Raw genomic sequence first — 23,018 nt, 5'->3', positions numbered from 1 at the left:
TCCTCCAGCCAAAACAAATCAAGGGAGAGATGGTGTCCCATCTCTCCCTTGGATCTTTGACCGGTCGATTGCTGACCTGTCTCGAATTGCCGGGGTCGTGAGGGACACCGGCGCTTCGAAACTTCACGTCGGCTTTACTCCGCAGCTACCGCTACCGGGACCACATTGATATAGGTTCGTTTGTTGGCTTTCGCCTGAAACTCAACCTTGCCTTCCACGGTCGCGAAAATGGTATGGTCCTTACCCATGCCCACGCCGTTGCCCGGGTGCCACTGGGTGCCACGCTGACGAGCGATGATGTTGCCGGGAATTACAGCTTCCCCGCCGAATTTCTTGACGCCAAGACGGCGGCCGGCTGAGTCGCGGCCGTTGCGGGATGAACCGCCTGCCTTTTTATGTGCCATCGTTAGAACTCCTCGTTCTTCGAATTCTCTTTAACAGGTACGCGAAACGGCGGCTTACTTGCCGGCCAGTTCCTTGGCCTGTTCAACCCAGTTGTCGCGCTCGATGCGGCCCTTGAAGTTCAGGACCTCGTCGACGCGGGTAATGTCTTCCGCGGAAAAGCCGACGATCTGCTCATAGGTCATGATGCCCAGGGCATTCAGCTTCTTTTCCAGAACCGGGCCGACGCCGGAGATCTTCTTCAGATCGTCCTTGCCGTCCGGTGCGGTGAAGAGAGGCTCGACAGCCGCCTCTTCCTTCTTATCCGCGGCAGGCTTCTCTTCAGCAACCTTCGCTGCGGCCGGAGCCTCTTCGGCCTGTGGCGCTGCCTTCTTCGGCGCAGCCTTCTTGGCCGGCTTGGCGCCACCGGTCAGGATGTCGGTCACCTTGACGAGGGTGAAGGACTGACGATGGCCGTTGCGGCGGCGGGAATTCTGACGCCGGCGCTTCTTGAAAATGATGATCTTGCGGTTGCGGCCCTGCTCGACCACTTCCGCAACGACGCTGGCGCCTTCGACAAGCGGCGCGCCAATTGTGGTATCGGTTCCGTTGCCAACCATCAGCACGTCGTCGAAGGTGACGGTGCTGCCGGCGTCGGCATCCAGTTTTTCGACCTTCAGGAGGTCGTCGGCAGCGACAGTATACTGCTTGCCGCCGGTCTTGATCACTGCGAACATGTCTCGCACGTCCTTCTTTTCGTTTTTGAACTCACCGGCCGCGATGATCAAACACCTGTCGGCCGGCAGCTATCGGGTCGAAACGAGGCGCCTGTCTCACCGGAGCAAAAAGCCCGGTTGACAAGTCTTTGGTGACGGGTTGAGCGTGAAGCTGTAAAAGCCCGGCAGGCCTGGAACGACGGTCAATGCCCGGAAAGGCGAACCTTTTCGAGCCCGCGCAATATAGTCAGCCAGCCCGTGATGTCAAACGGAAATCTGAGCCGTTCCGCCGGGATTATGCTTCCGGCCGGCTGCGTTGTCCGGCCCGGCCCGCAGCGGAGCGCCATGTGAGAGCCGCCGCCCCGTCGCGCGCCGTGCCCGCGCCGCATGAGCTCCGGGCCTCGCCGTCCCGGGTCAGGGCGTAGACCTCGTTAGGCGATCCGTTGCCCGGGCCTCTTTCCGAACCGCCAGCCGATCCGTGACAAGCCGGCCGTCGGGAAACCTCCGAACCGCTCGCGTTCAGCCGTTCAGCCTCCCCGCGCGGGCCAGGAAATCCGGCTCATCCACATTCGGCGAAAAACACTGAAATCCGGTCTTGCGGCGCGCGCGCTGTGTGTCTATGTTCCGCGCCACTTGAGACCCGTTTAGTCAAAAGTATCGCGGAGAGGTGCCGGAGTGGTCGAACGGGGCGGTCTCGAAAACCGTTGAGCGCGCAAGCGTTCCGAGGGTTCGAATCCCTCTCTCTCCGCCATTTCTTTGTTTGCGCTACCGCCCTTCGGGCTACTTGAGCGCATGGCTCCGGGTTCGGACTTTGTCCTCACTCCGCCATTTATTTCTTGCGCTATCGCCCTTCGGACTACTTGAGCGCATGGCTCCGGGTTCGGACTTTGTCCTCACTCCTCCATTTATTTCTTGCGCTATCGCCCTTCGGACTACTTGAGCGCATGGCTCCGGGTTCGGACTTTGTCCTCACTCCGCCATTTTTTCAGAAATAGATCACATCCGCAGAATCGGTTTCCGCCCCAGAGCGAAGAGTTGCACTTTCAGTATCCTGGTTAGCGCCTGACGATCTGACACGTGGGCGAAACGCGGGCTTTTTCCTTATGAGCACCCGGTATCGGTGCCTATAAGTATCTACTTTGCGGACGTAGCACCCCTTGAAACTTTCGCGTTTGCCGCGACGAGAGTGCCTTGCCTCCCTTCACGACACGAAACCAAAGCACCCTATTCGCTGGCGGGCGTGTCCACCCTTTCGGGCAGGAACACGATGGCGAGCGGGAAGTTCTCGTCTCCGCCATGCCTGGCGACAAGAGCGTGGATGGAGTCCTCCGCGCTCGCCTCAAAGCCGTTGGCTGCAAACCGGCGGAGCAGTTCCGCGACCGGAACGCCGGCCACCGCGGCAAGCGCGGAAAGGGGCGCTTCGACCAGCCTGTGCTCAATTCTGTCCTTCATCTGAGGACCGGTGATCATCCCCCAGGTGAAGAATGACAGGATCAGCAGAACGCCGAAGACCGCGATGCCGCCACGCCCCCAGGAGGATTTCAGGTGGGATCGGAATGGCCTGAAATTGAGCCATATATGGGCGGCAACCGCCAGCAGGAACAGCCAGGACAGCCATTGATGGGTGACCGTTATCAGCCCTGGTTCGAAGTCAAAAAACATCGTCACCCCCGTTCCCGTCATCAGCAGAAAGGATCCGATCGTCAGCGGGGTGGCCCATCGGCGCAGGGGGATCTTTGTCGCCATGGTGATGCTCCTTCGAGAAAAATGTCCGTTCGGGCCGCAATACGGCAAAGCCGCGCTCCACTGGCGATGGAAAGCGCAATTTGCCATAGTGCCAATTCGCGTGCATCTTGCACGGAAGCGGAGTTTCTATATGCCAAACGAGAAGTCCGTGCAAGATGCACGTAGTTTTGACGATATGGTCGGAATTCATGCAGCGCTGGTCGAGATCATCGCAGTGATGAACCGCCCGCAGCGGGATGACGAGATTCTCGCCAGAGCCGGTGTCAGGCTCGACCGGGCGCTGTTTCCGCTGCTGGTCGGGGTGCAGCACTTCGGCCCGATCGGTGTAATGGAACTCGCCGACCGGGCGGGGCGGGACCACACGACCGTCAGCCGCCAACTTGCCAAGCTCGAAAAACTCGGCCTGATCGAACGCCGGGGCTCGGTTTCGGATCACCGCGTGCGCGAAGCGGTTCTTTCAGCGCAAGGCCGTTCCTACACCGACAAGATTGACTCGGCGCGGCAGAAGATCGGCCGCACGATCTTTGCTTCTTGGGAGGATGAGGACCTCACGACATTCGCCCGCCTGATGCGCAAGTTTGCCGATGACATCAAGGATCTGCCAACTGAAGAGTGACCTGATCACCAGTGACCCGATCACCGGCTTGCGCCATACCGGCTGTATTCGCTCCAAGACGACGCTGCCTGAACGAGGGGCCGTGGACCCTGGACTCGCATGCTGGCCGGGCCAGGACCTGATGCCGTGTCTATAGAGCTGCCGGGTCATGTGATTGATGCTAAAGACCCGCGAAATATCGAAGCAGATCTTTGATTTTGCCACGGCAGACGGACACACCGGCAGTCGAGAGTCTATTCGTCAGTTCTTGTTGCCGAAGGCCGCAGTTCCTTCCCTCTGACAGGGAATTTATCCAACGAATTCAAAGCGGAGAAGTATACATGCGCCCGGCTTTCTGTCTCTGGCGACGCGACACGCGTTGATGTTTTCAGATACGTGCTCCGCAACATCTTTACGCCCTGTTAGGGCGCTCGCTGATACTGCTTCGGCACGGTCGGGCCTCCGGGTTCCGTGTTTTCCGACCGGACCGGCGCTGCGAGGCTTGTCGGTAAACAGATGCCAGCACACACATTTCAGTCATACGGCTTGAAACCAACCGTCAAAATTCGGCCGTCGGATAAGACAGGATTACGAGTACATGCAGTTTTCGAAAAGGATCCTTCTGGCTGCATCAAGCCTGGTTCTCGCCAATCTGGCCCACGCATCCCAGGCAATCGCGGAAGATACCTTCCTGTCCGGGTTCTATCTGAAAGGCGAGGCAGGTGCTTCCATCGGCGGTTCTACCGGTGAAATTACTTTCCGCGATCAAACGGGATCGACGGGCCGAACGAAAGATACCACTCTCGGGTTGGGCGGCGCGTTCGGTGTTGGCGTGGGGACCCATATAACGGACATGCTGCGCGCGGAGCTGATGTTCAATTACAGAACAGGTCACCAGTGGGACACAGGACTTGCAAACTTCAACTTTAACGAGAAATTTGACGCCAACCTGTCCTCATATTCCCTCATGGCAGCCGGAATTTTCGATATTTACACCTTCAAGATGGGTGCAATAGAGATAACCCCCAACATCACGGGAATGGCGGGTATTGCCATCAACCAGTCGGGCGACTTTACCGCGACAGCGCCCGGAGAACCGAACGCCGTCTGGAATGGCGATACTTCAACCAATCTTGCGTGGGGCCTGGGAGCCGGTGCCGGCATCAAGTTGTCTGAAAAGGCCACACTCGACTTGGGGTACAGGTATGTTGATCTTGGAAATTTCAAATCTGGAACGAAATTGACTTCCGGACTAAGTGGTAACTTAAAAAAGCGCGTTGTAGGTGACTATACAACGAACGAATTGATGCTTGGCCTGCGCTATAAGTTCTAAAGCATTGAGTCTCGCTTCGCTGCTTTCCTTCAGACTGTGCAGGCGTTGGCAGGGCGTGGCCGAACAGGCAGGATGACCGCCAAGGTGCAAGTGTCGGACAGGGAACCAGGGAATGACTGTCGAGATTGGTCTGGAGTCTGAGCGGGCGGTTCACCTGGAAAGCGGTCTGATGGTGGAATGGGTTCGAGACGAACCGGCGCAGGATCGGAAAAGTCATTTCAAGCTTGTCCTTGAAGGGCTGCAAATTCCTTTTGAAGCCTGTTACGACTTCGGCGACCAGGATATTGTGGAGAAAGATCCCGAGATTTCTCCGGAAGACCTGTCCAGGAAGCTGCTCGAGAATCCGGTGAAAAATTATCACGCTCAGAATATAGCTGCAGATTTCGATAGAGAAACATTTGTCAAAGCTTGGCAGTCATTGGTTTCTGCGAAGGCCAGCTCCTTCAAGATTTCGGTATTTTATAGTGAATGGACCAAAAATGACATGAGCGACATCAGGAAATGGAGCGGCGAAGGATGAGCGCTAGCCCGCCGGGCCACGGCTGATCGCGCCGACGATGGTGGAACAGGGCGTCAAATACTTCGTGCCGTACCGTTCGCCAACCGACGCCTTGTCCTTCTTTGTCTATGAACTCTATGTCGACGAGGCCGGATGGGACGCCCACAACAAGTCCCTTCATTTCCTGAGCGTCGTCAATGAACTGGTTTCCCTGGCCGCTCACCGCGAACGGGTGCCGTTCGTGCCCCTTGCACAGAGCATGGCGTAGATCAATCGGGGGCTGGGTCGCACAGACTCGCGGCAAGACACGAATGAACAGCCTTCTTAGAACTCACACCTACCCCACCCCCTCCTTCTCCCGCCCGGCGAGTGCCGCGGCGATCGTGGCGGAGTGTTTCTCGCCCCAGCCGCACAGGGAGGTCAGTGCATCTGCGAGGCTGCAGCCGAGCGGGGTCAGGGTGTAGTCGACCCTTGGCGGGATTTCCCGGTGGTCGGTGCGCAGGACGATGCCGTGCGCCTCGAGCTCCTTGAGCTGCTGGATCAGCACCTTGTCGCTGACGCCGCGCACGGAGCGCTGGAGTTCGCCGTAGCGCATGGGTCCCTTGCGAAGAAAATAGAGAACAAGCGGCTTCCACTTACCTCCGATAACGCGCAGGGCCGCGTCGAGGCCGCAGATAAACGGAAAGTTATCTTCAGGTTTGGTGTTCATTCTGCCTACTTACCAAAAGGTGCATACTTGCGATCAGGAAATCGCATCTTAGCTTCAGGTCGACCCCAAACCAAGGAGAGTTCCAATGGGTAAACTTGAAGGAAAAACGGCCGTCATCACCGGTGGCGCAAGCGGTATCGGTCTGGAAACGGCAAAGCGCTTTGTCGCCGAAGGCGCATCGGTCTACATCTTCGGGCGCCGCCAGGACGCCCTCGACGCGGCTCTGGGCGAACTGGGTGCCAATGCACGCGCCGTCCAGGGCGACACGACCAAGCTCGAGGATCTCGACCGCCTGTTCGCGACGGTGAAAACCGACAAGGGCAGCATCGACATCCTGGTCGCCAATGCGGGCATCGGCGAATTCTCCGCACTGGGTGACATCACGCCGGAGCATTTCGACAGGACCTTCGACATCAACGTCAAGGGTACGCTGTTCACGGTGCAAAAGGCGCTGCCGCTTCTCAATCGCGGCGCATCTGTCATCCTGACCGGATCGACCGTCGGCGTGACGGGGACTGCCTCGATGAGTATCTACAGCGCCTCGAAGGCGGCGGTCCGCAACTTCGCCCGCAGTTGGGCCCTGGACCTGAAGGGAACGGGTATCCGCGTGAACGTGCTTTCTCCAGGCGCGACGGAGACGCAAGGCGTCAAGGACCTCTTCGACCAGACCGGTGCGACGGACCAGATTATCGCCAACTTCAACGAGCAGACACCGCTCGGCAGGCTCGGCAATCCGAGCGAGACGGCAGCCGTCGCGGCTTTCCTTGCATCCGATGACAGCAGCTACATGACCGGCAGCGAGATCTTCGTCGACGGCGGCTTCGCCCAGGTCTGATCTTCCGCCAGAACGGTGACAGCGCATCCGCGCTTCGGAACTAACGGAACACGGCCGGGCCACGTGAGTTGCCCGGCCGTTCCGTATGCAGGTCAGCAGGCCGAGAGCGTGTCCCGTTGATATGGGGCATTTGGCTGAGCCCCCCTAAGACCAGAAGTCCGCCTGAAGTTGCGCGGCTTCGTCCTCCAGAAGCGGGCCGACCACCTCGACCGGGCGCTGGCTATGACGGTGCTCTCCTGCTTCTCCCTCATCCTTCGGAGACAGCCTGGCCCGACTGCCCGATCCTCAGATGCCGTAGACCCTGACGGCGTTGTCATGCAGGACGCATATTATCTCCGCCTCGCTCAATCCGGCCAGAAGCCGGTCCGTTGCCGCGACCCAGTCCGCGTAACTTGCCGCCAGGGTGCAGACCGGCCAGTCGCTGCCCCAGATCAGGCGGTCCGGGCTGAAGGTGGCGAGGAGATGGTCCGCATAGGGTCTGAGGTCTTCCACCGTCCAGCCGTCGGCCGCTTCGGTGACGAGGCCTGAGAGCTTGCAACAGGCCTGCGTCTGGCTGGCAAGCGCGCTCATGTTCTCCGCCCAGACATCGAACTCTCCGGAGCGGATATCCGGTTTCGAACCGTGGTCGATGACGGTTTTCAGGCCGGGGTGCCTGCCCAGCAGCGTTCGCAGGTGCGGCAGGTGACCCGGCAGGGTCAGCGCGTCGAAGGTCAGGCCGTGCCGCTCCATTGCCTCGAAGGCCGGCGTCAAGTGCGGGCACAGCATCCAGGTGACATCGGCAATGTCCTGGATCATCGGACGCAGGCCGACAAGGCCGGGATGCTCCGCCAGCACCGCGATCTGCCCGGCAGCGTCGGGCGACTCGAAATCCGCCCAGCCGACGACGCCCCTGATGAACGGATTGCCCTCGGCCAGCGAGAGCATGAAGGCGGTTTCCGCCAGGGTCGGCGCCGCCTGGACAAGGATCGTCCCGGCGACGCCGTGCGCCTCAAGAAAGGGCTGGTAATCCGCGGGCAGGAAATCCCGGTAGATCGGCCCCAGATCGGGTGTCAACCAGCCGTAGTCGCCGCGCCCGATCTGCCAGAAATGCTGGTGGGCGTCGATGCGGGTCCTGGCGGACGTCATGAACCGATCACACCTTTTTTCAGCAGGATATTGCCGTAGAGACGGGTTTCTCCGGTCTGGAGAATGACAAAGGCCTCCCTGGAGCGCTGATAGAAGGCGTGCCGCTCCAGACCGCCGATTTTCACCGGAATGTCAGCCCGTTCATCGACGATCTTCTGGAATTCGGCGACCACCGGCGGGACCTCGGACGGGTTGCCGACCACCTGCATGGTGAGGGCCGGTTCGGGTACGAAAGTATCGAGCGGCAGGACCTGAAGGACGGCTTCCAGCGCCGCCGTCGCCGTGACGCCGTCGAGGCGGACCACGCGCTGGCCATTGCTGTGCGCGGGAAAGTTCGCATCGGCGATGACGATGTCGTTGCCGTGCCCCATGGCCGCGAGGGCATGCAGCAGGTCCGGGGAAAGAAGAGGGTTCAGGCCGCGGAGCATGTGCGATCCTCCGGCATGGGGGCATCGGGGCGGACGAGGCCGCTGGATTTCAGGTCCGACCAGAAACCGTCCGGTATGGGGGTCTTCAACACCGCCAGATTGGCCTCGACCTGCGCCGCGTCGACGGCGCCCGGAATGACTGTCTTGACGCAGGGATGACCGAGCACGAATTGCAGGGCGGCGGCGATCAAGGGGATGGAATGGGCCGCGCAGATCTTCTCGATCCTGCGGACCCGCTCCAGTATGTCCGGCGGTGCGTCCTCGTAGTTGTATTTCGCGCCGGGCACGGCGCCGGTGGCCAGAATGCCGGAATTATACGGCCCGCCCAGAATGATGCCGACATCGCGGGCTTCACAGAGCGGCAGGAAGCTTTCCAGGGCTTCCTGTTCGAGCAGCGTGTAGCGGCCCGCGAGCAGGAAACAGTCGAAATCGGCCAGGCCAAGCAGTTTCTCGCACACCTGCCATTCGTTGACCCCGGCACCGATCGCTCCGATCTCGCCTGCCTCCCTAAGTTCGCTCAGGGCGCGGTAACCACCGAGGTCGAAGAGTTCCCTGACGCGGGCATCGCTTGCTTCCCGGGAGCCCTGGGAAAAGGCGCAGACGTCATGGACGAAGAGAATGTCCGCGTTTTCGACCTGCAGCCGGGCCTTGCTGGCCTCGTAGCTGCGCATGACACCGTCATAGCTGTAGTCGAAGACGATCCGTTTCTGGGGAACATCGACAAAGGCTTCCGGCGTCACCTCCTCCGGTTCGCAGTCGAGCAGCAGGCGGCCGATCTTGGTCGACAGGCGGATAGTGTTCCTGCCGAAACGCTTTATGGCAGGCGCAAAGCGTTCCTCCGAACGGCCGAGGCCGTATTGCGGCGCCGTATCGAAATAGCGGATGCCGTGATCGTAGGCCGCCTGCAGCGCGGCCTGGGCATCGGCTTCGGAAACCTTGCGGTAGAGATTGCCCAGCGGCGCGCCGCCGAAGCCCATTTCCGTCAGCGTTATCTTTTCAGGTGTCCGGCTGTTCAGCAGATGCGTTCGAAGACCGTTCATTGCATATCCTCATTTATGGGTCCGTACCCTAGTCGAACAGGTCCGGCCGGCTTTCGATGAGCGGCTCCAGGCGGGTGACCAGCCGGCTCAAATGTTTCCGCATGGCCCGCCGCGCCTTTTCAGGGTCCCGGGCGCGGATCGCCTCGATGATGACCTTGTGCTCCTCATAGGCTTCCTGCGCGCGGCCGCGTATCGGCAGCAGCAATTGCCGGGCGCGGTTCACCTGGAGCCAGCCGGCCGCGGCAAGCGTGTTCAGTTTCGGATAACCGGTGAAGGAGAAGATGAGTTCGTGCATGCGCTGATCCTCCCTGTAGAATCCGGCTTCGTCGTTGTCTTCGAGGCAAAGCGCCTGGAGCCGGAGATTGCGGGTCAGTTCGGAAAGCTGTTCCTCGGTGCGTTCCGCCGCGACCTTCGCCACGGCGGCCAGCTCGATCGCCTCGCGCAGGAAGGCCCCCTCGTGGATTTCCGACATGGAGAATTTCGTGACCCTGGACCCCGACTGGGGAACGACTTCCACCAGCCCCTCTCCCGCCAGCCTGGTGATGGCTTCGGTGACCGGTGAGCGGGAGACCCCGAGCTGCTCGCAGATGAGCTGTTTTCTCAAAATGGTGCCCGGCGGAAGGTCCATGGCGAGAATGGCCGTGCGCAGCGCTTCATAGACACGCTGTGCAAGGGAGCCCGTCAGCTTGCCAATGTCCGGCAAGGCGATTTCGTCAGGATCTTGTTCGTTCGGCAGCGACATGACTATCTCATTTGGAATGCTAACATGTTAGTTGACACAGTTACCCTGTCAAGCTAATCCTGAAGACGAGGTTGGCCTGAGCGAGAGGCTGAACAGGGAGAGCCGACGTGTTGCAGACCTACGCCAATTCGATCCTTCTCAACCCCGGCGACAACGTGGTCGTCGCGCTTCAGGATATCGAGGCGGGTGCGAACGCGGCCTTCGTGGACATACCGCTTCCCGGACAGGTTCTGCGCGGCCACAAGATCGCGCGCAGGCCGATTTCCGCCGGCGAGAACGTCATCCGCTACGGCCAGATCATCGGCCAGGCCAAATCAGACATTCATCCGGGCGAGCATGTGCATGTGCATAATCTCGGCATGGGCGACCACAGCCAGGATTACCAGCATGGCGAGGCCTGCATCCCGCTGGAGCCGATCACCGAGGAGCGGACATTCCTCGGCTACCGGCGCCCGACCGGCAAAGCCGGCACCCGCAACTATATCGGCATTCTCACTTCGGTGAACTGTTCGGGCTCGGTTGCCAGATTCATTGCGGAAGCGGCGGAAAAATCCGGCTTCCTGAAGGACTATCCCAATGTCGACGGCATCGTCCCGATCGTGCACGGCACCGGCTGCGGCATGTCCGGCAAGGACGAAGGTTACGCGACCCTCTTCCGCACGCTGTCCGGCTATGCCCAGCACCCCAATTTTGCCGCCATCCTGCTGATCGGCCTCGGCTGCGAAGTGATGCAGGTCGCCGACCTGATCGGCGAACGCAAGATGCGTCCGGGCGGCGATCTCAGATACATGACCATCCAGCAGACAGGCGGCACCCGCAAGACCATCGAAGCGGGCCTTGCGGAACTGAAGGATCTGGCGGAGATCGCCAACAAGGCCGAACGCACACCGGTTCCGATTTCCGAGATCACGGTCGGCATGCAGTGCGGCGGTTCGGACGGTTATTCCGGCATCACCGCCAATCCGGCCCTCGGCATGGCGTCCGATCTTCTGGTCCGTCACGGCGGCACGACCATCCTCTCCGAAACCTCGGAAATCTATGGCGCCGAACATCTTCTTACCCGCAGGGCGGTTTCCGTCGATGTGGGCAAGAAACTCATCGAGCGGGTCCGCTGGTGGGAGGATTACACCGCCCGCAACGGCGGCGAGATGGACAACAACCCCTCTCCCGGCAACAAGCGCGGCGGCCTGACGACGATCCTCGAGAAGTCTCTGGGCGCAGCGGCGAAGGGTGGATCGGCCCCGCTGGTGGACGTCTACAAGTTCGGTGAGCCTGTCGACAAGAAGGGCTTCGTCTTCATGGACAGTCCCGGCTTCGACCCCTGCTCCGTCACCGGTCAGATCGCCTCCGGCGCCAACATCATCGTCTTCACCACCGGACGCGGTTCGGTCTCCGGCTACATGCCGACGCCCTGCATCAAGCTGGCCACGAACAGCGAGATGTACGGCCGCATGTCGGAAGACATGGACATCAACTGCGGCGATGTGATCACCGAGAATATCAGCCTGGAGGACAAGGGCCGGGAGATCTTCGAAAAGATCATCAGCGTTGCCTCCGGGGAGCATTCCAAGAGTGAACAACTGGGCTTCGGCGGAGTCGAGTTCGTTCCCTGGCAAATCGGCGCCGTGATGTAACACGCTGCAAAAAACAGAACATACCCGCTCAGGGTTTCGGGAGGATTTCAGTGCGCTTGAAGGATAAAACAATATTGGTCTCGGCAGCCGGCCAGGGGATCGGCCGTGCCAGCGCGATCGCCTGCGCGAAGGAAGGCGCCAAGGTCATTGCCGTCGATATCAACGAGGCGACCCTTGCCTCCCTGCCGCAGGAATGTCCCGGCATCGAGATCCACAAGCTGGATGTGCGCGACCGCGGCCAGATCATCGCACTGGCGGACCAGTTGCCGCAGCTCGACGGTCTGTTCAACTGCGCGGGCTTTGTTCACCACGGCACGGTTCTCGACATCCCCGAGGACGACTGGGCCTTCAGCTTCGACCTCAACGTCACATCCATGTATCGCATGATCCAGGCTTTCCTGCCGGGCATGCGCGAGCGTGCCAAGACGACCGGAACCGCGTCGATCCTCAACATGTCGTCCATGGCGTCCTCCATCAAGGGTTTTCCGGTGCGCACGCTCTACGGCACCACCAAGGCCGCGGTCATCGGCCTGACCAAGGGGGTTGCCGCCGACTTCGTGCAGGAATGCATCCGCTGCAACGCGCTGTGTCCTGGAACCGTCGACACGCCGTCCCTGCGCGGTCGGATCGCCTCCGCCCCCGATCCTGTCGAGGCGGAAAAGAACTTCATCGCCCGCCAGCCCATGGGCCGTCTGGCGACGGTCGACGACATGACCCCGATGGTCGTCTACCTGCTGTCCGATGAAAGCCGGTTCGTTTCCGGGCAGGCACTTCTTGTCGATGGGGGTGTCACCATTTAGGTGGTACTTCCGTCGCGGTTTGGGAGGACTGCGCGATGACAGACCTGGTCAGAATGACGGGGATCGACAAACGGTTCCCGGGCGTTCATGCCCTCAAGAATGTCAGCTTCGATCTGGCCGCTGGAGAAGTTCATGCTCTGATGGGCGAGAACGGCGCCGGCAAGTCCACGCTGATGAAGATCCTGTCCGGCATCTACCCCAGGGACGGCGGCGAGATCCTCGTCAACGGCCGCGAGGCGGAACTGGACGGCCCGAGGGCCGCGCAGGACCTCGGCATCGGCATCATTCATCAGGAACTCAGCCTGATGAACGACCTGACGGTCGCGCAGAACATCTTCATCGGCCGCGAGCCGCGTCTCAGGTTCGGCCGGCTGGACGAGACCGCGCTCAACGCACAGGCGGTCGAGATCTTCAAATCCATGAACCTGAAGCTGGCCCCGAAGACAGTCGTCGGCGACCTGACCATCGCCAGGCAGCAGATGGTGGAAATCGCCAAGGCGCTCTCCTACCGCTCCCGCGTCCTGATCATGGACGAGCCGACCGCCGCACTGAACGATGCCGAGATCGCGGAACTCTTCACCATCATCCGGCGGCTGAAGGCCGATGGCGTCGGCATCATCTATATCAGCCACAAGATGGATGAGCTGAAACAGATCGCCGACCGGGTGACCGTGATGCGCGACGGCGCCTATGTCGGCACGGTGGGCGCGGCCGAAACGCCTGTTTCCAGCATCATCTCCATGATGGTCGGGCGCGAGGTCACCAACGAGGCGGCCGAGATTCCGGACCTGTCGCAGGCCGACACCCTTCTGGAAGTGCGCGGCCTGAACCGGGGCCGTGAGATCCGCGATGTCAGCTTTTCCGTCCGCAAGGGCGAGATCCTCGGCTTTGCCGGGCTGATGGGCGCAGGACGGACCGAGGTAGCGCGGGCAATTTTCGGGGCGGATCCGCGTGACAGCGGAGAAATCCGCGTGCATGGAAAGCCCTGCGCGATTTCGCAGCCGTCCGACGCGGTGAAGGCCGGGATCGGCTATCTGTCGGAAGACCGCAAGCACTTCGGTCTCGCGACCGGCATGGATGTGCGCACCAATATCGCCCTCGCCAGCCTCGACCGTTTCTCCGGCAGCTTCGGTGTCCTGAAGGAAGAGGACATGCGGCGCACGGCGCAGGACTATATCGGCAAGCTGGACATCCGCACCCCGTCGGACAGGCAGGAGGTGCGGCTGCTTTCCGGCGGCAACCAGCAGAAGGTCGTCATCGCCAAGTGGCTCTACCGGGACTGCGATATCCTGATCTTCGACGAACCGACGCGCGGCATCGATGTCGGTGCGAAATCGGAAATCCACAAGCTCCTGAAGAACCTGGCGAAGGAAGGCCGGGCCGTCATCGTGATTTCCTCCGAACTGCCGGAAGTCATGCGGCTCAGCCACCGTATTGCCGTCATGTGCGAGGGACGGCTGACCGGCATTCTGCCGGGCGGCGAGCAAACCTCGCAAGAAGACATCATGCACCTGGCGACGCTTCGCGCACCGTCCATGCAGCCAGAGGGATACCAGCAATGACAGCCGTCAATCCGACCTCCACCCCCTCCCTGTTCGCGCGGATGATCGACACGGGCGCGCATCAGAAGCTGCTGGCCTTCGCCAGTCTGGTGTTGCTGCTGATCGGCTTTTCGATCGCCTCGCCCAACTTCATGCAGACCTCCAACATGATCGCCATCCTGCAGGCGACTTCGGTCAACGGCGTGCTGGCGGTGGCGGCGACGCTGGTGATCATCACCGGCGGCATCGACCTGTCGGTCGGAACGCTGATGACCTTCTGCGCGGTGATTGCCGGTGTGGTGCTGACCAATCTCGGCATGCCGCTGCCGGTCGGCGTGCTTGCCGCCATCGGCACGGGTGCGCTCTGCGGCCTGTGTTCGGGCACCTTCGTCGCCAAGATGAAGATCCCCCCCTTCATCGCCACCCTCGGCATGATGCTGATCCTGAAGGGCCTGTCGCTGGTGATTTCCGGCACGCGGCCGATCTATTTCAACGACACGCCGGGCTTCGACCAGATCTCGCGCGGCTCGCTCATCGGCGAGATCTTTCCAGCCCTTCCCATCCCCAACGGTGTGCTGATCCTGTTCATCGTCGCCCTGTCGGCGGCCTATGTTCTCGGGCGCACGGTGCTTGGACGCTACACATTCGCGCTCGGCTCGAACGAGGAAGCCGTGCGCCTGTCCGGGGTGAACACCGATTTCTGGAAAATGGCGGTCTACAGTCTGGCGGGCGGCATCTGCGGCATCGCCGGCATCCTGATCGCCTCGCGCCTGAACTCGGCCCAGCCCGCGCTCGGCCTCGGCTACGAGCTTGAGGCGATCGCGGCCGTCGTCATCGGCGGGACGTCGCTTTCCGGCGGACGGGGAACCGTGCTCGGCACGCTGATCGGCGCGCTGATCATGGCCGTGCTCACCAATGGCCTGCGTGTGCTGTCCGTCGCCCAGGAGTGGCAGACGGTGGTGACCGGCGCCATCATCATTCTGGCCGTCTACGCGGATATGGTGCGCAGACGCAAGGCCTGAAGTTCATCAACAAGAAGAGGGTGCCCAAACCCCGGCAAGCGGACAAAAAGTCCGATCACGACAAAGGAGAGGAATATGCTCAACAGACGTCACCTCATCGGAGCCGCAAGTGCGCTCGCACTCATGCTTTCCGGTAATTTCGCTTCCGCTCAGGAAATCTACATTCCGATGATTTCGAAGGGCTTCCAGCACCAGTTCTGGCAGGCGGTCAAGGCCGGTGCGGATCAGGCCGCCGGAGAGTTCGGGGTCACCATCACCTTCGAGGGACCGGACAATGAAACCATGGTCGATCGCCAGATCGACATGCTCGCCGCCGCGCTCGCCAAGAACCCGACGGCAATCGGCTTCGCCGCGCTCGACAGCCAGGCCGCCATCCCGCTTCTGCGCCAGGCGCAGGAAAAGGGCATTCCGGTCATCGCCTTCGACAGCGGCGTGGACAGCGACATCCCGGTGAGCACCGCCTCCACCGATAACATTGCCGCCGCCGCGCTTGCCGCCGACAAGATGGCGGAGCTGATCGGCGGTTCCGGTCAGGTGGCGATCGTCGCCCATGACCAGACCAGCCGCACGGGCATCGACCGGGTCGACGGGTTTGCGAACCAGATCAAGTCCAAGTACCCGGATATCGAAGTGGTGACGGTCCAGTACGGCGGCGGCGACCATCTGAAGTCGACCGAACTGACCAAGGCGATCCTGACCGCCAACCCGGATCTCAAGGGTATCTTCGGCGCCAACGAAGGCTCCGCCCTTGGCGTGGTCAACGGTGTTACCGAGATGGGTAAATCCGACATCGTCATCATCGGCTACGATAGCGGCAAGGCCCAGAAGGACGCGGTCCGCAGCGGCGTGATGGCCGGCGCCATCACCCAGAACCCGGTCGGCATCGGCTATGAAACCGTGAAGGCGGCGCTCGAAGCCTCGCAGGGCAAGGACGTTCCGGCGCATATCGACACCGGTTTCTACTACTACGACAGCTCCAACATCGACGATCCGAAAATCGCCGCTGTATTGTACGACTGACCCGGACCGGAGCATCCCGCGACCAGATGCGCGGGAGGCTGCGGGCTTTGCGGACAGATCCCCTTTTCTGCTTTCCTATCGGTCCATATGAAGGCAGTTTGAACCGACGAACCCGGCCGCCGGTGCGGCCGGGCTTCCAGCACCAAGGATACCGATTTTATGAAATTGCTGCGATTTGGCGCTCCCGGGCAGGAAAAGCCGGGCGTTCTCGATGCGGACAACCGGGTTCGCGATCTGTCATCGGTTGTCGCGGATATCGCCGGCGACGCGCTTCTGCCCGAAAGCATCGAACGCCTGAAGGGCCTCGACATTTCCGGCCTGCCGGTTGTCAGCGGCGATCCGCAGAAGGATCTGCGTCTGGGACCGTGCGTCGGCGCCATCGGCAAGTTCATCTGCATCGGCCTGAATTACGCCGACCATGCCGCCGAAGCCGGAATGGACGTTCCGCCGGAGCCGGTGGTGTTCAACAAATGGACGTCCGCCGTCATCGGCCCCGATGACGATGTGAAAATTCCGCGCGGTTCCGTGAAGACCGACTGGGAAGTCGAGCTCGGCGTCGTCATCGGCAAGGGCGGTGCCTATATCGAGGAAGCCGACGCCATGAGCCATGTGGCCGGGTTCTGCGTCGTCAACGATGTCTCCGAGCGCGAATACCAGATCGAACGCTCCGGCACCTGGGACAAGGGCAAGGGCTGCGACACCTTCGGCCCGACCGGCCCCTGGCTGGTGACGCCGGACGAAGTCGGCGACCACGACGCCCTGGGCATGTGGCTCGAAGTCGATGGCAAGCGCTACCAGGACGGCTCCACCAAGACAATGGTCTACCGGGTGCCGTTCCTCGTCTCCTATCTGAGCCGCTTCATGAGCCTGCAGCCCGGCGACGTCATCTCCACCGGCACCCCTCCGGGCGTCGGTATGGGCCAGAAACCGCCGGTCTATCTGAAGGGCGGCGAAGTCATGCGCCTCGGCATCGACAAGCTCGGCAGCCAGACTCAGAAGGTCGTGAAAGCCTAGGCTTCACGACTGCAGATAAAGCGAAAAGGGCCGGCCTCCGGCCCTTTTCCTGTTTGCGCCGGGCAATCTCCGGAAGGCGTGCCTCAGCCCCCGCCTGGACCGAATACCTCGCGCCTTGCCCTGGGTGATTCCCCGGACGCAGCGAAGCGGCAATCCAGGGGCTGCTCGCATTTCCGCTTGCTGAAGCAGCGGCACCAGCGCTCGCCTTCACCCCTTGCTGCGATACCCCTGCTCGATCTCGATCAGGCGCTGTTTGCGCCAGAGGCCGCCGCCGTAGCCTGTGAGAGAGCCGTCGGCGCCCATGACCCGGTGGCAGGGAATGACCACGGCGATCTGGTTGGCGCCATTGGCGCGGGCGACGGCGCGAACCGCTTCCGGCCGGCCGAGAGCTTTCGCCACATCGGTGTAGCTGCGGATATCGCCGGCGGGGATCCTCAGCAGCTCGCGCCAGACGTCGCGGGTGAAGGCCGTGCCGTGCAGGGCGAGTTTCGTCTCGAAGGTGCCGCCCTGGCCCGCGAAAAAACGGTCGAGCTCGGCCTGGATCTGGTCCGTGACTTCCGTGCGCCCGAAGCCGATCCGGCCTTTCGCGAAGGTCTGCAGCTTTCTGAACTCGGCGGGAAACGCCTTGCGGTCTAGAAATTCCAGAAGATGAAGCTGTGTATTGTCGGTCACCGCAATCATCGGCCCAAGCGGCGATGCGACCCAATCGGCGAACAGCAAAGGCTGCGTGGAAAACGCGCCCGGCGGCTGGCCGAGGATTTTCGCGAAAGCTTCCCGGAAGGCGCTCGGGGACTCGAAGCCCGCCGTGATCTGGGCCTCGATCACCTTGCCGCCACCGGCGAGCGCCGAAAACCCCTCCTGCAGGCGGCGCTGGCGGGCCATTTCCAGAAAGGTCATGCCGAAATGACGCTTGAAGGCGCGGCGCACGGTGGAAGGTTCAAACCCCATGCGCACCAGATCCGGCTCGCCCCAGCGATAGCCGGGCCGCTTTTCCAGCGCCTCGATCAGCGGTTTCACCACCGGGTCGGCACTGGCCTCGGGTGTTGTCGGCCGGCAGCGCTTGCACGGGCGAAACCCGGCTTCGATGCATTCGGCCACGGTCTCATGAAAGCTGCAGTTTTCCACCCTGGGCTTGCGCGCCGGACAGGTGAGCCGGCAGAAGATGCCGGTGGAGGAAACGCAGACGAACATGCGCCCGTCATAGGACGCATCGCGCGCCAGAAGCGCTTGATAGAGCGTATCGAAAGAAGGTCGGGTCATCAGCATGGCCTGAGATTAAGCTGAGCGGACGGATAGTGCAGCCGGAAATCGGGCGTTTATTCTTTTCCGTTTCGGCTCACCGGACGGTTCCGGCATTGGTTGCGGGCCTTGCTGCTTGGGTGCCGCCGGGGTTGGAGGCACGGCGACGCGCCCTCTCCCGGCGGTCATCCCCGGCAAGCGGAGCGCGACCGGGGATCCAATCGTTTCCAGAGCCGGAGAGGTGGAGACCGGCGTTGCGGGCCGTTTGGGCTCCATCCGGCCCCGCGGCAAGCGGTGAAGTGGATTGGATCCCCGCTCGGGGGCGGGGATGACCGCCCCGGAGAAAAGGAGACGGGAGCAAGCGGAGGTGTCTTTTCGTGTGGCCCTACCTGTAAACCTGATCCTCGCCCGGGAAGCTGCGGGCCTTGACCTCTTCGGCGTAGGCCTTCACGGCCGCCTCGATCTGGCCGCCGAGGTTGCCGTAGACCTTGACGAATTTCGGCGGGGTGGGGTTGAGGCCGAGCATGTCTTCCAGGACCAGGATCTGGCCGTCGCACTGGGGAGAGGCGCCGATGCCGATGGTCGGGATGGGGATCTGGCTTGTGATCCTTGCCGCCAGCGGCTCGACCATGCCTTCCAGAACGATGCCGAAGGCCCCAGCATCAGAGACGGCTCGGGCGTCTGCCTCGTGCATCGCCCAGGTGTCCTCGTCGCGCCCCTGTGTGCGGAAGCCGCCCATGACGTTGACCGATTGCGGCGTGAGGCCGGTGTGGGCCATGACGGGAATGCCGCGTTCGGTCAGGAAATGAACAGTTTCGGCCATGCGCACGCCGCCTTCCAGCTTGACCGCGCCGCACTGGGTTTCCTTCATGACGCGCGCAGCGTTCCTGAAGGCTTCGGACGGGCTTTCCTCATAGGTGCCGAACGGCATGTCGACGACGACAAGCGCCTTCTTCGTGCCGCGGACAACCGCCTTGCCGTGCATGATCATCAGTTCCAGCGACACGCCGACGGTCGATTCCATGCCGTGCATCACCATGCCGAGACTGTCGCCGACGAGGATGAAATCGGCGTACTGATCGACGATGGCCGCCGTGTGGGCGTGGTAGGAGGTCAGCGAGACGATCGGGTCGCCGCCCTTGCGCCTGGTGATCTGCGGGGCCGTGGTGCGGCGGATGGGTTTCTGGGTGCTCATGCGGCGTCCTTTCGAAGGGGGCTTGAGAGGCGAATTCAGGTATCGGGCGAGATGACCCGCTGGTCAATCAGAAGAACGTTGCCGAAGCCGACAGCGAGCAGGACGACTGCCGGCCGGTCGAGGCGGCCGGAGAGCTCGGCAAGCGTGTCGGCATCCCGGATATCGACGCTCCTGACCTCGGCCGCCGGCGCAGCGGCAAGCTCCTTACGGATGGCGGCTTGCAGAGCGGCGATATCGGCTGCGGATTTCGCCAGCTCCTGCGCCCGGGACAGCGCCCGGCTGAGGACAACCGCCTGCGCACGGTGCTCCGCACTGAGGCGGACGTTGCGCGAGGACATGGCCAGACCGTCCGCCTCGCGCACGGTCGGGTGTCCGACAATCTCCAGCGGCATGTCGAGATCGCGCACCATCTGGCGGATCACGGCCAGCTGCTGGTAGTCCTTTTCGCCGAAGACGGCAAAATCCGGCGTGACGATGTTGAAGAGCTTGGTGACCACCGTGGCGACACCGCGAAAATGCCCCGGCCGCAGGGCGCCCTGCAAGATGGCGGACAGGCCCGGCACCTCCACAAAGGTATCGCCGCCCGCGCCGTACATTTCCTCAACGCTCGGCATGAACACCGCATCGACGCCTTCCGCCTTCAGAAGCGCCAGGTCGCGGGTCTCGTCGCGCGGGTAGGTCGCAAGGTCCTCGTTGGGGCCGAACTGGGTCGGATTGACAAAAATACTCGCCACCACCCGGTCCGCCCTTTCGCGGGCCAGGCGCACAAGGCCGAGGTGACCGTCATGCAGGTAGCCCATGGTCGGAACCAGACCAACCGCCGCGCCCTCGCGCCGCCACGCGCGCACGGTATCGCGCATCTCCGCCTTTGTCGGGCAGATTTTCATTTCGTTCCTCCCGCAGCCGGTTTGTTGTCAGACCGGTCTTTTCGCGGGTGCAGCATAATGAGGGGAACGGGCAAGGTCTAGGGGGGAGGGCGAACTGGTGGCCATGTCCCTGTTTGAACATGCTCAGCCTTTTGCGCAACGTTCAGCCAATGATCGTTCCTGACTCGAAGTAGTCTCTAATGCTCGCAGCACTAGAGTCGATTGGCCGCATAAAACAGTCATTCACACACAACGCCACTAGCTCATGCACGCTGGTTCCAATTTGTAAATCATGACTCTATTCGCAGTGCTTTGCGCACTGTAGGTGCTGATAATCCAACAATTTCAGAAATACGCTTTTGCGTAACACCATCCTCATGCAGGGCTCTTATTTTTGAGATTATTTCCGGCGACAATCTGCGATTATTGGTCGTACTGACATAAGGATCCTCAACGCCCTCAAGAGCTTTGCGGATTACATAGGCTGTCGTTTTTAATTGACTCGATATGGCATTCTTGGACATCCCAGCTCTACGCATCGAAAGCACTTTTTGTATCAATTCTGGAGTAACTATGCTTCGTCGACGGCCATGCACTGGCTTATCCCCCTGCGCAAAAGCAACCAAAGAATACCCACTTGCTGTTTTACTTGGATTGACTATGTGCGGCTCCAGCCAAATTGCCCACCTCTTAAGTTCTGATCCATACCTTTGCTTAGAACTATCAGCCCATTTTTTACCAAGCACCTCGCCCACTATCTCTGCAATCTCTTTTCCCGAGAGGGCCTGATTTTGGATGATTGCGCGCCGAGCAATTCGAAGGCTGCTTGTAGATGTCGCAAGATGTTTAAATATAAATTCTGGAGACGAAAATATATCTACCTCTATTTTAGTTCCATCGTCATTATTTTTTGCATTACGATCATTTTCAGAAAGTATATTTAACCCGTAAATATCCCTTATAGCGTTTCTTCCGAATTTACTAATTAATCTTGATCTAGATATTCTTTTATTCATGTTAGCATCAGATATTATTTCTTTAAATGCTAGAAAAACCACCTCTGGACGACTTTGAGGAACGAACTCCATATTTAGAGAGCTGAGCTCTTCTGAGTCAGCAATTGATGATATCGCATCTGCCGAGACGCCAAGCTCAAGTAGCGTTTGGATTTCGGTGCCACTAGGAGATTGAAGAAATTCAGCTATCGGTTCCGAGGGCAGATGAATTTCACCAGAGCTCGCTTCGCTATCAAGTCCAACTGCGTGCTCATATCCTGGCTTTACAATCAATGCGTCAACCGCGAGTACTGCATCCCGTTTATCTTCTGATTTTGGCAATTGCCTGTATGCAAGTTCCTTCAGTAGAAGTTCAAAAAGTTCTTTTCGCTTCTTAGATTGTAATTGTGCAAAATGCTTAATTTTCTTCCCAATAGGATTTTTATAGTATGTGTATTTTGTATTCGAGAATTCGATCCACTTTTCGCGAACTTTTAGCATAGCAAAAATCGCTGATACAGAATTCACGTCAGAAGGAATTGCTTTCCAACCTTTTAGAGCGTCCACCTCGCGCCCATCTAATGGTTGCCTTGCGACCCCGACTGCAATTGTGTGCTTTCCAATGAAATGCCAATTTTTTCGACTACGGCTCGCTTCATGTGTCTTGCTTTGGTTTTTTTTACCTTCATAGCCGAACGCAGCGTCAGCACTCCCTTCTGCAGTTAAGTCAGAACTTCCCAGCTTACCGCGAAGTTGAGCTCCAATTTTATAATTGTGGTTTTTTTGGTTCGTAAATGTCTCGGTCTCTGATAGCGACCACTCGCTATTTTGTTCGCCGTCCTCATCGACAATCCGAGAGTATTCCGTCCTTCTAAATTGAAGATCTATTTCAGCTTTGCGTATGGACAAATCCACTTCTACCTCGAATCCATCAGATACTAGTTTAATGGACTCGCACCCAAAAGAAGCAGATAATTCTACAGTATAGCCTTCATTTAAATAGTTATCTCTGGTGTCAATTGTTACCGAGGCGATATGCCTATCGAGAGGCTTTGGTAGAAGGAACTCCCTATCAACAACAAGTTCCAGATCGTCAGCGATTCCAATTTCGCGATGATGACCTGCCATTTTCCCGACACCCTTCAGTTCAAACTCATTAAAGGCCTGATTAAACATAATATTGGGTTGTCTGTCATTAAGGACAGCGAAGGCAGATCTTGTTGACACATAATGCGGAACGCAGGCAACGCGCGCCTGTCACCCTTCCCTCCCCCCTCAAAACGCCCCATCATACGCCCGCCGCTCAATCCGTCAGGCCAGCAACGTAAACCCGTCGCGGCTCAAGGCCGCCTCGGTTTCCGCCTTCAGGTCCGATGCATTTTCGATCCAGACACCGCGGCCACCATAGGCCTTGGCGACGGCGGGAAAATCGGTCTCGCCGAAATCGACGCCGACGTTGGGGCGCTGGCTGGAGCGTTGTTTGAGTTCGATCAGGGACAGGCTGGTGTCGACCAACACGCTCACGTGATGAAGCGCCTGAAGG

The 23,018-nt window shown here is 60.2% G+C and carries 24 protein-coding genes and 1 tRNA gene; 12 read left to right on the top strand and 13 right to left on the bottom strand.

From position 1 onward, the window contains the following. Positions 1 to 134: 134 nt before the first annotated feature. Together rpmA and CLV41_RS03400 are read right to left on the bottom strand one after the other, a co-directional pair. On the bottom strand, positions 135 to 404 hold the full coding sequence (rpmA, locus tag CLV41_RS03405; RefSeq protein WP_103220837.1) for a 50S ribosomal protein L27: 270 nt from the start codon (positions 402 to 404) through the stop codon (positions 135 to 137). A 54-nt stretch (positions 405 to 458) separates the two neighbouring features. Further along, a complete protein-coding gene (locus CLV41_RS03400) occupies positions 459 to 1,118 on the bottom strand; it encodes a 50S ribosomal protein L21 (RefSeq protein ID WP_103221509.1) in 660 nt (219 codons plus the stop codon). 640 nt (positions 1,119 to 1,758) lie between these two features. Here CLV41_RS03400 and CLV41_RS03395 point away from each other — a divergent pair. Then, positions 1,759 to 1,848: transfer RNA gene (locus CLV41_RS03395), tRNA-Ser, on the top strand. A gap of 473 nt (positions 1,849 to 2,321) precedes the next feature. On the opposite strand, the gene CLV41_RS03390 is transcribed toward CLV41_RS03395, so the two are convergent. After that, the gene (locus CLV41_RS03390; RefSeq protein WP_103220836.1) at positions 2,322 to 2,843 is read right to left on the bottom strand and encodes a DUF4405 domain-containing protein; all 522 of its coding nucleotides are present in this window, start codon (positions 2,841 to 2,843) and stop codon (positions 2,322 to 2,324) included. On the opposite strand from CLV41_RS03390, the gene CLV41_RS03385 reads away from it, so the two are divergent. The 4 genes from CLV41_RS03385 (at position 2,842) to CLV41_RS03370 (ending at position 5,538) form a co-directional block, all read left to right on the top strand. Continuing rightward, complete coding sequence (locus CLV41_RS03385) at positions 2,842 to 3,459, top strand: MarR family winged helix-turn-helix transcriptional regulator (RefSeq protein ID WP_328590029.1); 618 nt, start codon at positions 2,842 to 2,844, stop codon at positions 3,457 to 3,459. The two genes, CLV41_RS03390 and CLV41_RS03385, sit on opposite strands and share 2 nt — an antisense overlap. 577 nt (positions 3,460 to 4,036) lie before the next feature. Beyond that, positions 4,037 to 4,771, top strand: coding sequence for an outer membrane protein (locus CLV41_RS03380; protein WP_103220834.1), 735 nt, complete (start codon positions 4,037 to 4,039; stop codon positions 4,769 to 4,771). A 112-nt stretch (positions 4,772 to 4,883) separates the two neighbouring features. Continuing rightward, entirely contained in the window at positions 4,884 to 5,291 is a 408-nt protein-coding gene (locus CLV41_RS03375; RefSeq protein WP_103220833.1) for a hypothetical protein, read from the top strand. Between the two features lie 37 nt (positions 5,292 to 5,328). After that, positions 5,329 to 5,538: a putative quinol monooxygenase gene (locus CLV41_RS03370; protein ID WP_103220832.1), complete on the top strand. Its 210-nt coding sequence runs from the start codon at positions 5,329 to 5,331 to the stop codon at positions 5,536 to 5,538. A gap of 69 nt (positions 5,539 to 5,607) precedes the next feature. Here CLV41_RS03370 and CLV41_RS03365 read toward each other — a convergent pair whose 3' ends face one another. Then, positions 5,608 to 5,979 (bottom strand): winged helix-turn-helix transcriptional regulator, encoded by a 372-nt coding sequence (locus CLV41_RS03365; protein ID WP_103220831.1) that lies wholly within the window; start codon positions 5,977 to 5,979, stop codon positions 5,608 to 5,610. 85 nt (positions 5,980 to 6,064) lie between these two features. Here CLV41_RS03365 and CLV41_RS03360 point away from each other — a divergent pair, with 85 nt between their 5' ends. Continuing rightward, on the top strand, positions 6,065 to 6,814 hold the full coding sequence (locus tag CLV41_RS03360; RefSeq protein ID WP_103220830.1) for an SDR family NAD(P)-dependent oxidoreductase: 750 nt from the start codon (positions 6,065 to 6,067) through the stop codon (positions 6,812 to 6,814). A gap of 285 nt (positions 6,815 to 7,099) precedes the next feature. Here the strand turns inward: CLV41_RS03360 and CLV41_RS03350 are convergent, their stop codons facing one another. From CLV41_RS03350 to CLV41_RS03335, 4 genes are read right to left on the bottom strand one after another with little or no spacing between them, the layout of a single operon-like run. Further along, on the bottom strand, positions 7,100 to 7,939 hold the full coding sequence (locus CLV41_RS03350; RefSeq protein ID WP_103220829.1) for an amidohydrolase family protein: 840 nt from the start codon (positions 7,937 to 7,939) through the stop codon (positions 7,100 to 7,102). Further along, the gene (locus tag CLV41_RS03345) at positions 7,936 to 8,367 is read right to left on the bottom strand and encodes an RbsD/FucU family protein (protein ID WP_103220828.1); all 432 of its coding nucleotides are present in this window, start codon (positions 8,365 to 8,367) and stop codon (positions 7,936 to 7,938) included. The genes CLV41_RS03350 and CLV41_RS03345 overlap by 4 nt, the downstream gene beginning before the upstream one ends. Beyond that, on the bottom strand, positions 8,352 to 9,407 hold the full coding sequence (locus CLV41_RS03340) for an aldo/keto reductase (protein WP_103220827.1): 1,056 nt from the start codon (positions 9,405 to 9,407) through the stop codon (positions 8,352 to 8,354). Before CLV41_RS03340 ends, CLV41_RS03345 begins: the two co-directional genes overlap by 16 nt. Positions 9,408 to 9,435: 28 nt before the next feature. After that, positions 9,436 to 10,149, bottom strand: a complete 714-nt coding sequence (locus tag CLV41_RS03335) for a GntR family transcriptional regulator (RefSeq protein WP_103220826.1) — start codon at positions 10,147 to 10,149, stop codon at positions 9,436 to 9,438. A gap of 107 nt (positions 10,150 to 10,256) precedes the next feature. Between CLV41_RS03335 and CLV41_RS03330 the strand changes: the two genes are divergently transcribed. The 6 genes from CLV41_RS03330 (at position 10,257) to CLV41_RS03305 (ending at position 17,180) form a co-directional block, all read left to right on the top strand. Beyond that, positions 10,257 to 11,783 (top strand): UxaA family hydrolase, encoded by a 1,527-nt coding sequence (locus CLV41_RS03330; RefSeq protein ID WP_103220825.1) that lies wholly within the window; start codon positions 10,257 to 10,259, stop codon positions 11,781 to 11,783. A 44-nt stretch (positions 11,784 to 11,827) separates the two neighbouring features. Further along, a complete protein-coding gene (locus CLV41_RS03325; RefSeq protein ID WP_208987327.1) occupies positions 11,828 to 12,583 on the top strand; it encodes an SDR family oxidoreductase in 756 nt (251 codons plus the stop codon). A 35-nt stretch (positions 12,584 to 12,618) separates the two neighbouring features. After that, positions 12,619 to 14,145 carry a sugar ABC transporter ATP-binding protein gene (locus CLV41_RS03320; protein ID WP_103220823.1) on the top strand — a complete coding sequence of 509 codons (1,527 nt, stop codon included), beginning with the start codon at positions 12,619 to 12,621 and terminating at the stop codon, positions 14,143 to 14,145. Next, the gene (locus CLV41_RS03315; RefSeq protein ID WP_103220822.1) at positions 14,142 to 15,146 is read left to right on the top strand and encodes an ABC transporter permease; all 1,005 of its coding nucleotides are present in this window, start codon (positions 14,142 to 14,144) and stop codon (positions 15,144 to 15,146) included. The genes CLV41_RS03320 and CLV41_RS03315 overlap by 4 nt, the downstream gene beginning before the upstream one ends. A 75-nt stretch (positions 15,147 to 15,221) precedes the next feature. Next, entirely contained in the window at positions 15,222 to 16,166 is a 945-nt protein-coding gene (locus tag CLV41_RS03310) for an ABC transporter substrate-binding protein (RefSeq protein ID WP_103220821.1), read from the top strand. Between the two features lie 159 nt (positions 16,167 to 16,325). Next, positions 16,326 to 17,180 carry a fumarylacetoacetate hydrolase family protein gene (locus CLV41_RS03305; protein ID WP_103220820.1) on the top strand — a complete coding sequence of 285 codons (855 nt, stop codon included), beginning with the start codon at positions 16,326 to 16,328 and terminating at the stop codon, positions 17,178 to 17,180. A gap of 207 nt (positions 17,181 to 17,387) precedes the next feature. Here CLV41_RS03305 and CLV41_RS03300 read toward each other — a convergent pair whose 3' ends face one another. The 5 genes from CLV41_RS03300 to CLV41_RS03285 all read right to left on the bottom strand — a co-directional run bounded on the left by CLV41_RS03300 (position 17,388) and on the right by CLV41_RS03285 (position 22,999). Beyond that, positions 17,388 to 18,446: a bifunctional transcriptional activator/DNA repair enzyme AdaA gene (locus CLV41_RS03300; RefSeq protein ID WP_103220819.1), complete on the bottom strand. Its 1,059-nt coding sequence runs from the start codon at positions 18,444 to 18,446 to the stop codon at positions 17,388 to 17,390. 358 nt (positions 18,447 to 18,804) lie between these two features. Then, positions 18,805 to 19,614: a 3-methyl-2-oxobutanoate hydroxymethyltransferase gene (panB, locus tag CLV41_RS03295; protein ID WP_103220818.1), complete on the bottom strand. Its 810-nt coding sequence runs from the start codon at positions 19,612 to 19,614 to the stop codon at positions 18,805 to 18,807. Between the two features lie 35 nt (positions 19,615 to 19,649). After that, entirely contained in the window at positions 19,650 to 20,501 is an 852-nt protein-coding gene (gene panC, locus CLV41_RS03290; RefSeq protein ID WP_103220817.1) for a pantoate--beta-alanine ligase, read from the bottom strand. A 269-nt stretch (positions 20,502 to 20,770) separates the two neighbouring features. Further along, positions 20,771 to 22,651, bottom strand: a complete 1,881-nt coding sequence (locus CLV41_RS27420; RefSeq protein ID WP_146048487.1) for a helix-turn-helix domain-containing protein — start codon at positions 22,649 to 22,651, stop codon at positions 20,771 to 20,773. Between the two features lie 135 nt (positions 22,652 to 22,786). Then, the gene (locus CLV41_RS03285) at positions 22,787 to 22,999 is read right to left on the bottom strand and encodes a thiamine pyrophosphate-dependent enzyme (RefSeq protein ID WP_235867043.1); all 213 of its coding nucleotides are present in this window, start codon (positions 22,997 to 22,999) and stop codon (positions 22,787 to 22,789) included. Between the last annotated feature and the right edge of the window lie 19 nt (positions 23,000 to 23,018).

The sequence above is a fragment of the Roseibium marinum genome, from assembly GCF_002906165.1.
GTDB lineage: Bacteria > Pseudomonadota > Alphaproteobacteria > Rhizobiales > Stappiaceae > Roseibium > Roseibium marinum.
The sequence above is the reverse complement of the archived record's forward strand: the minus strand, read 5'-3'. Positions and strand labels throughout refer to the sequence as shown.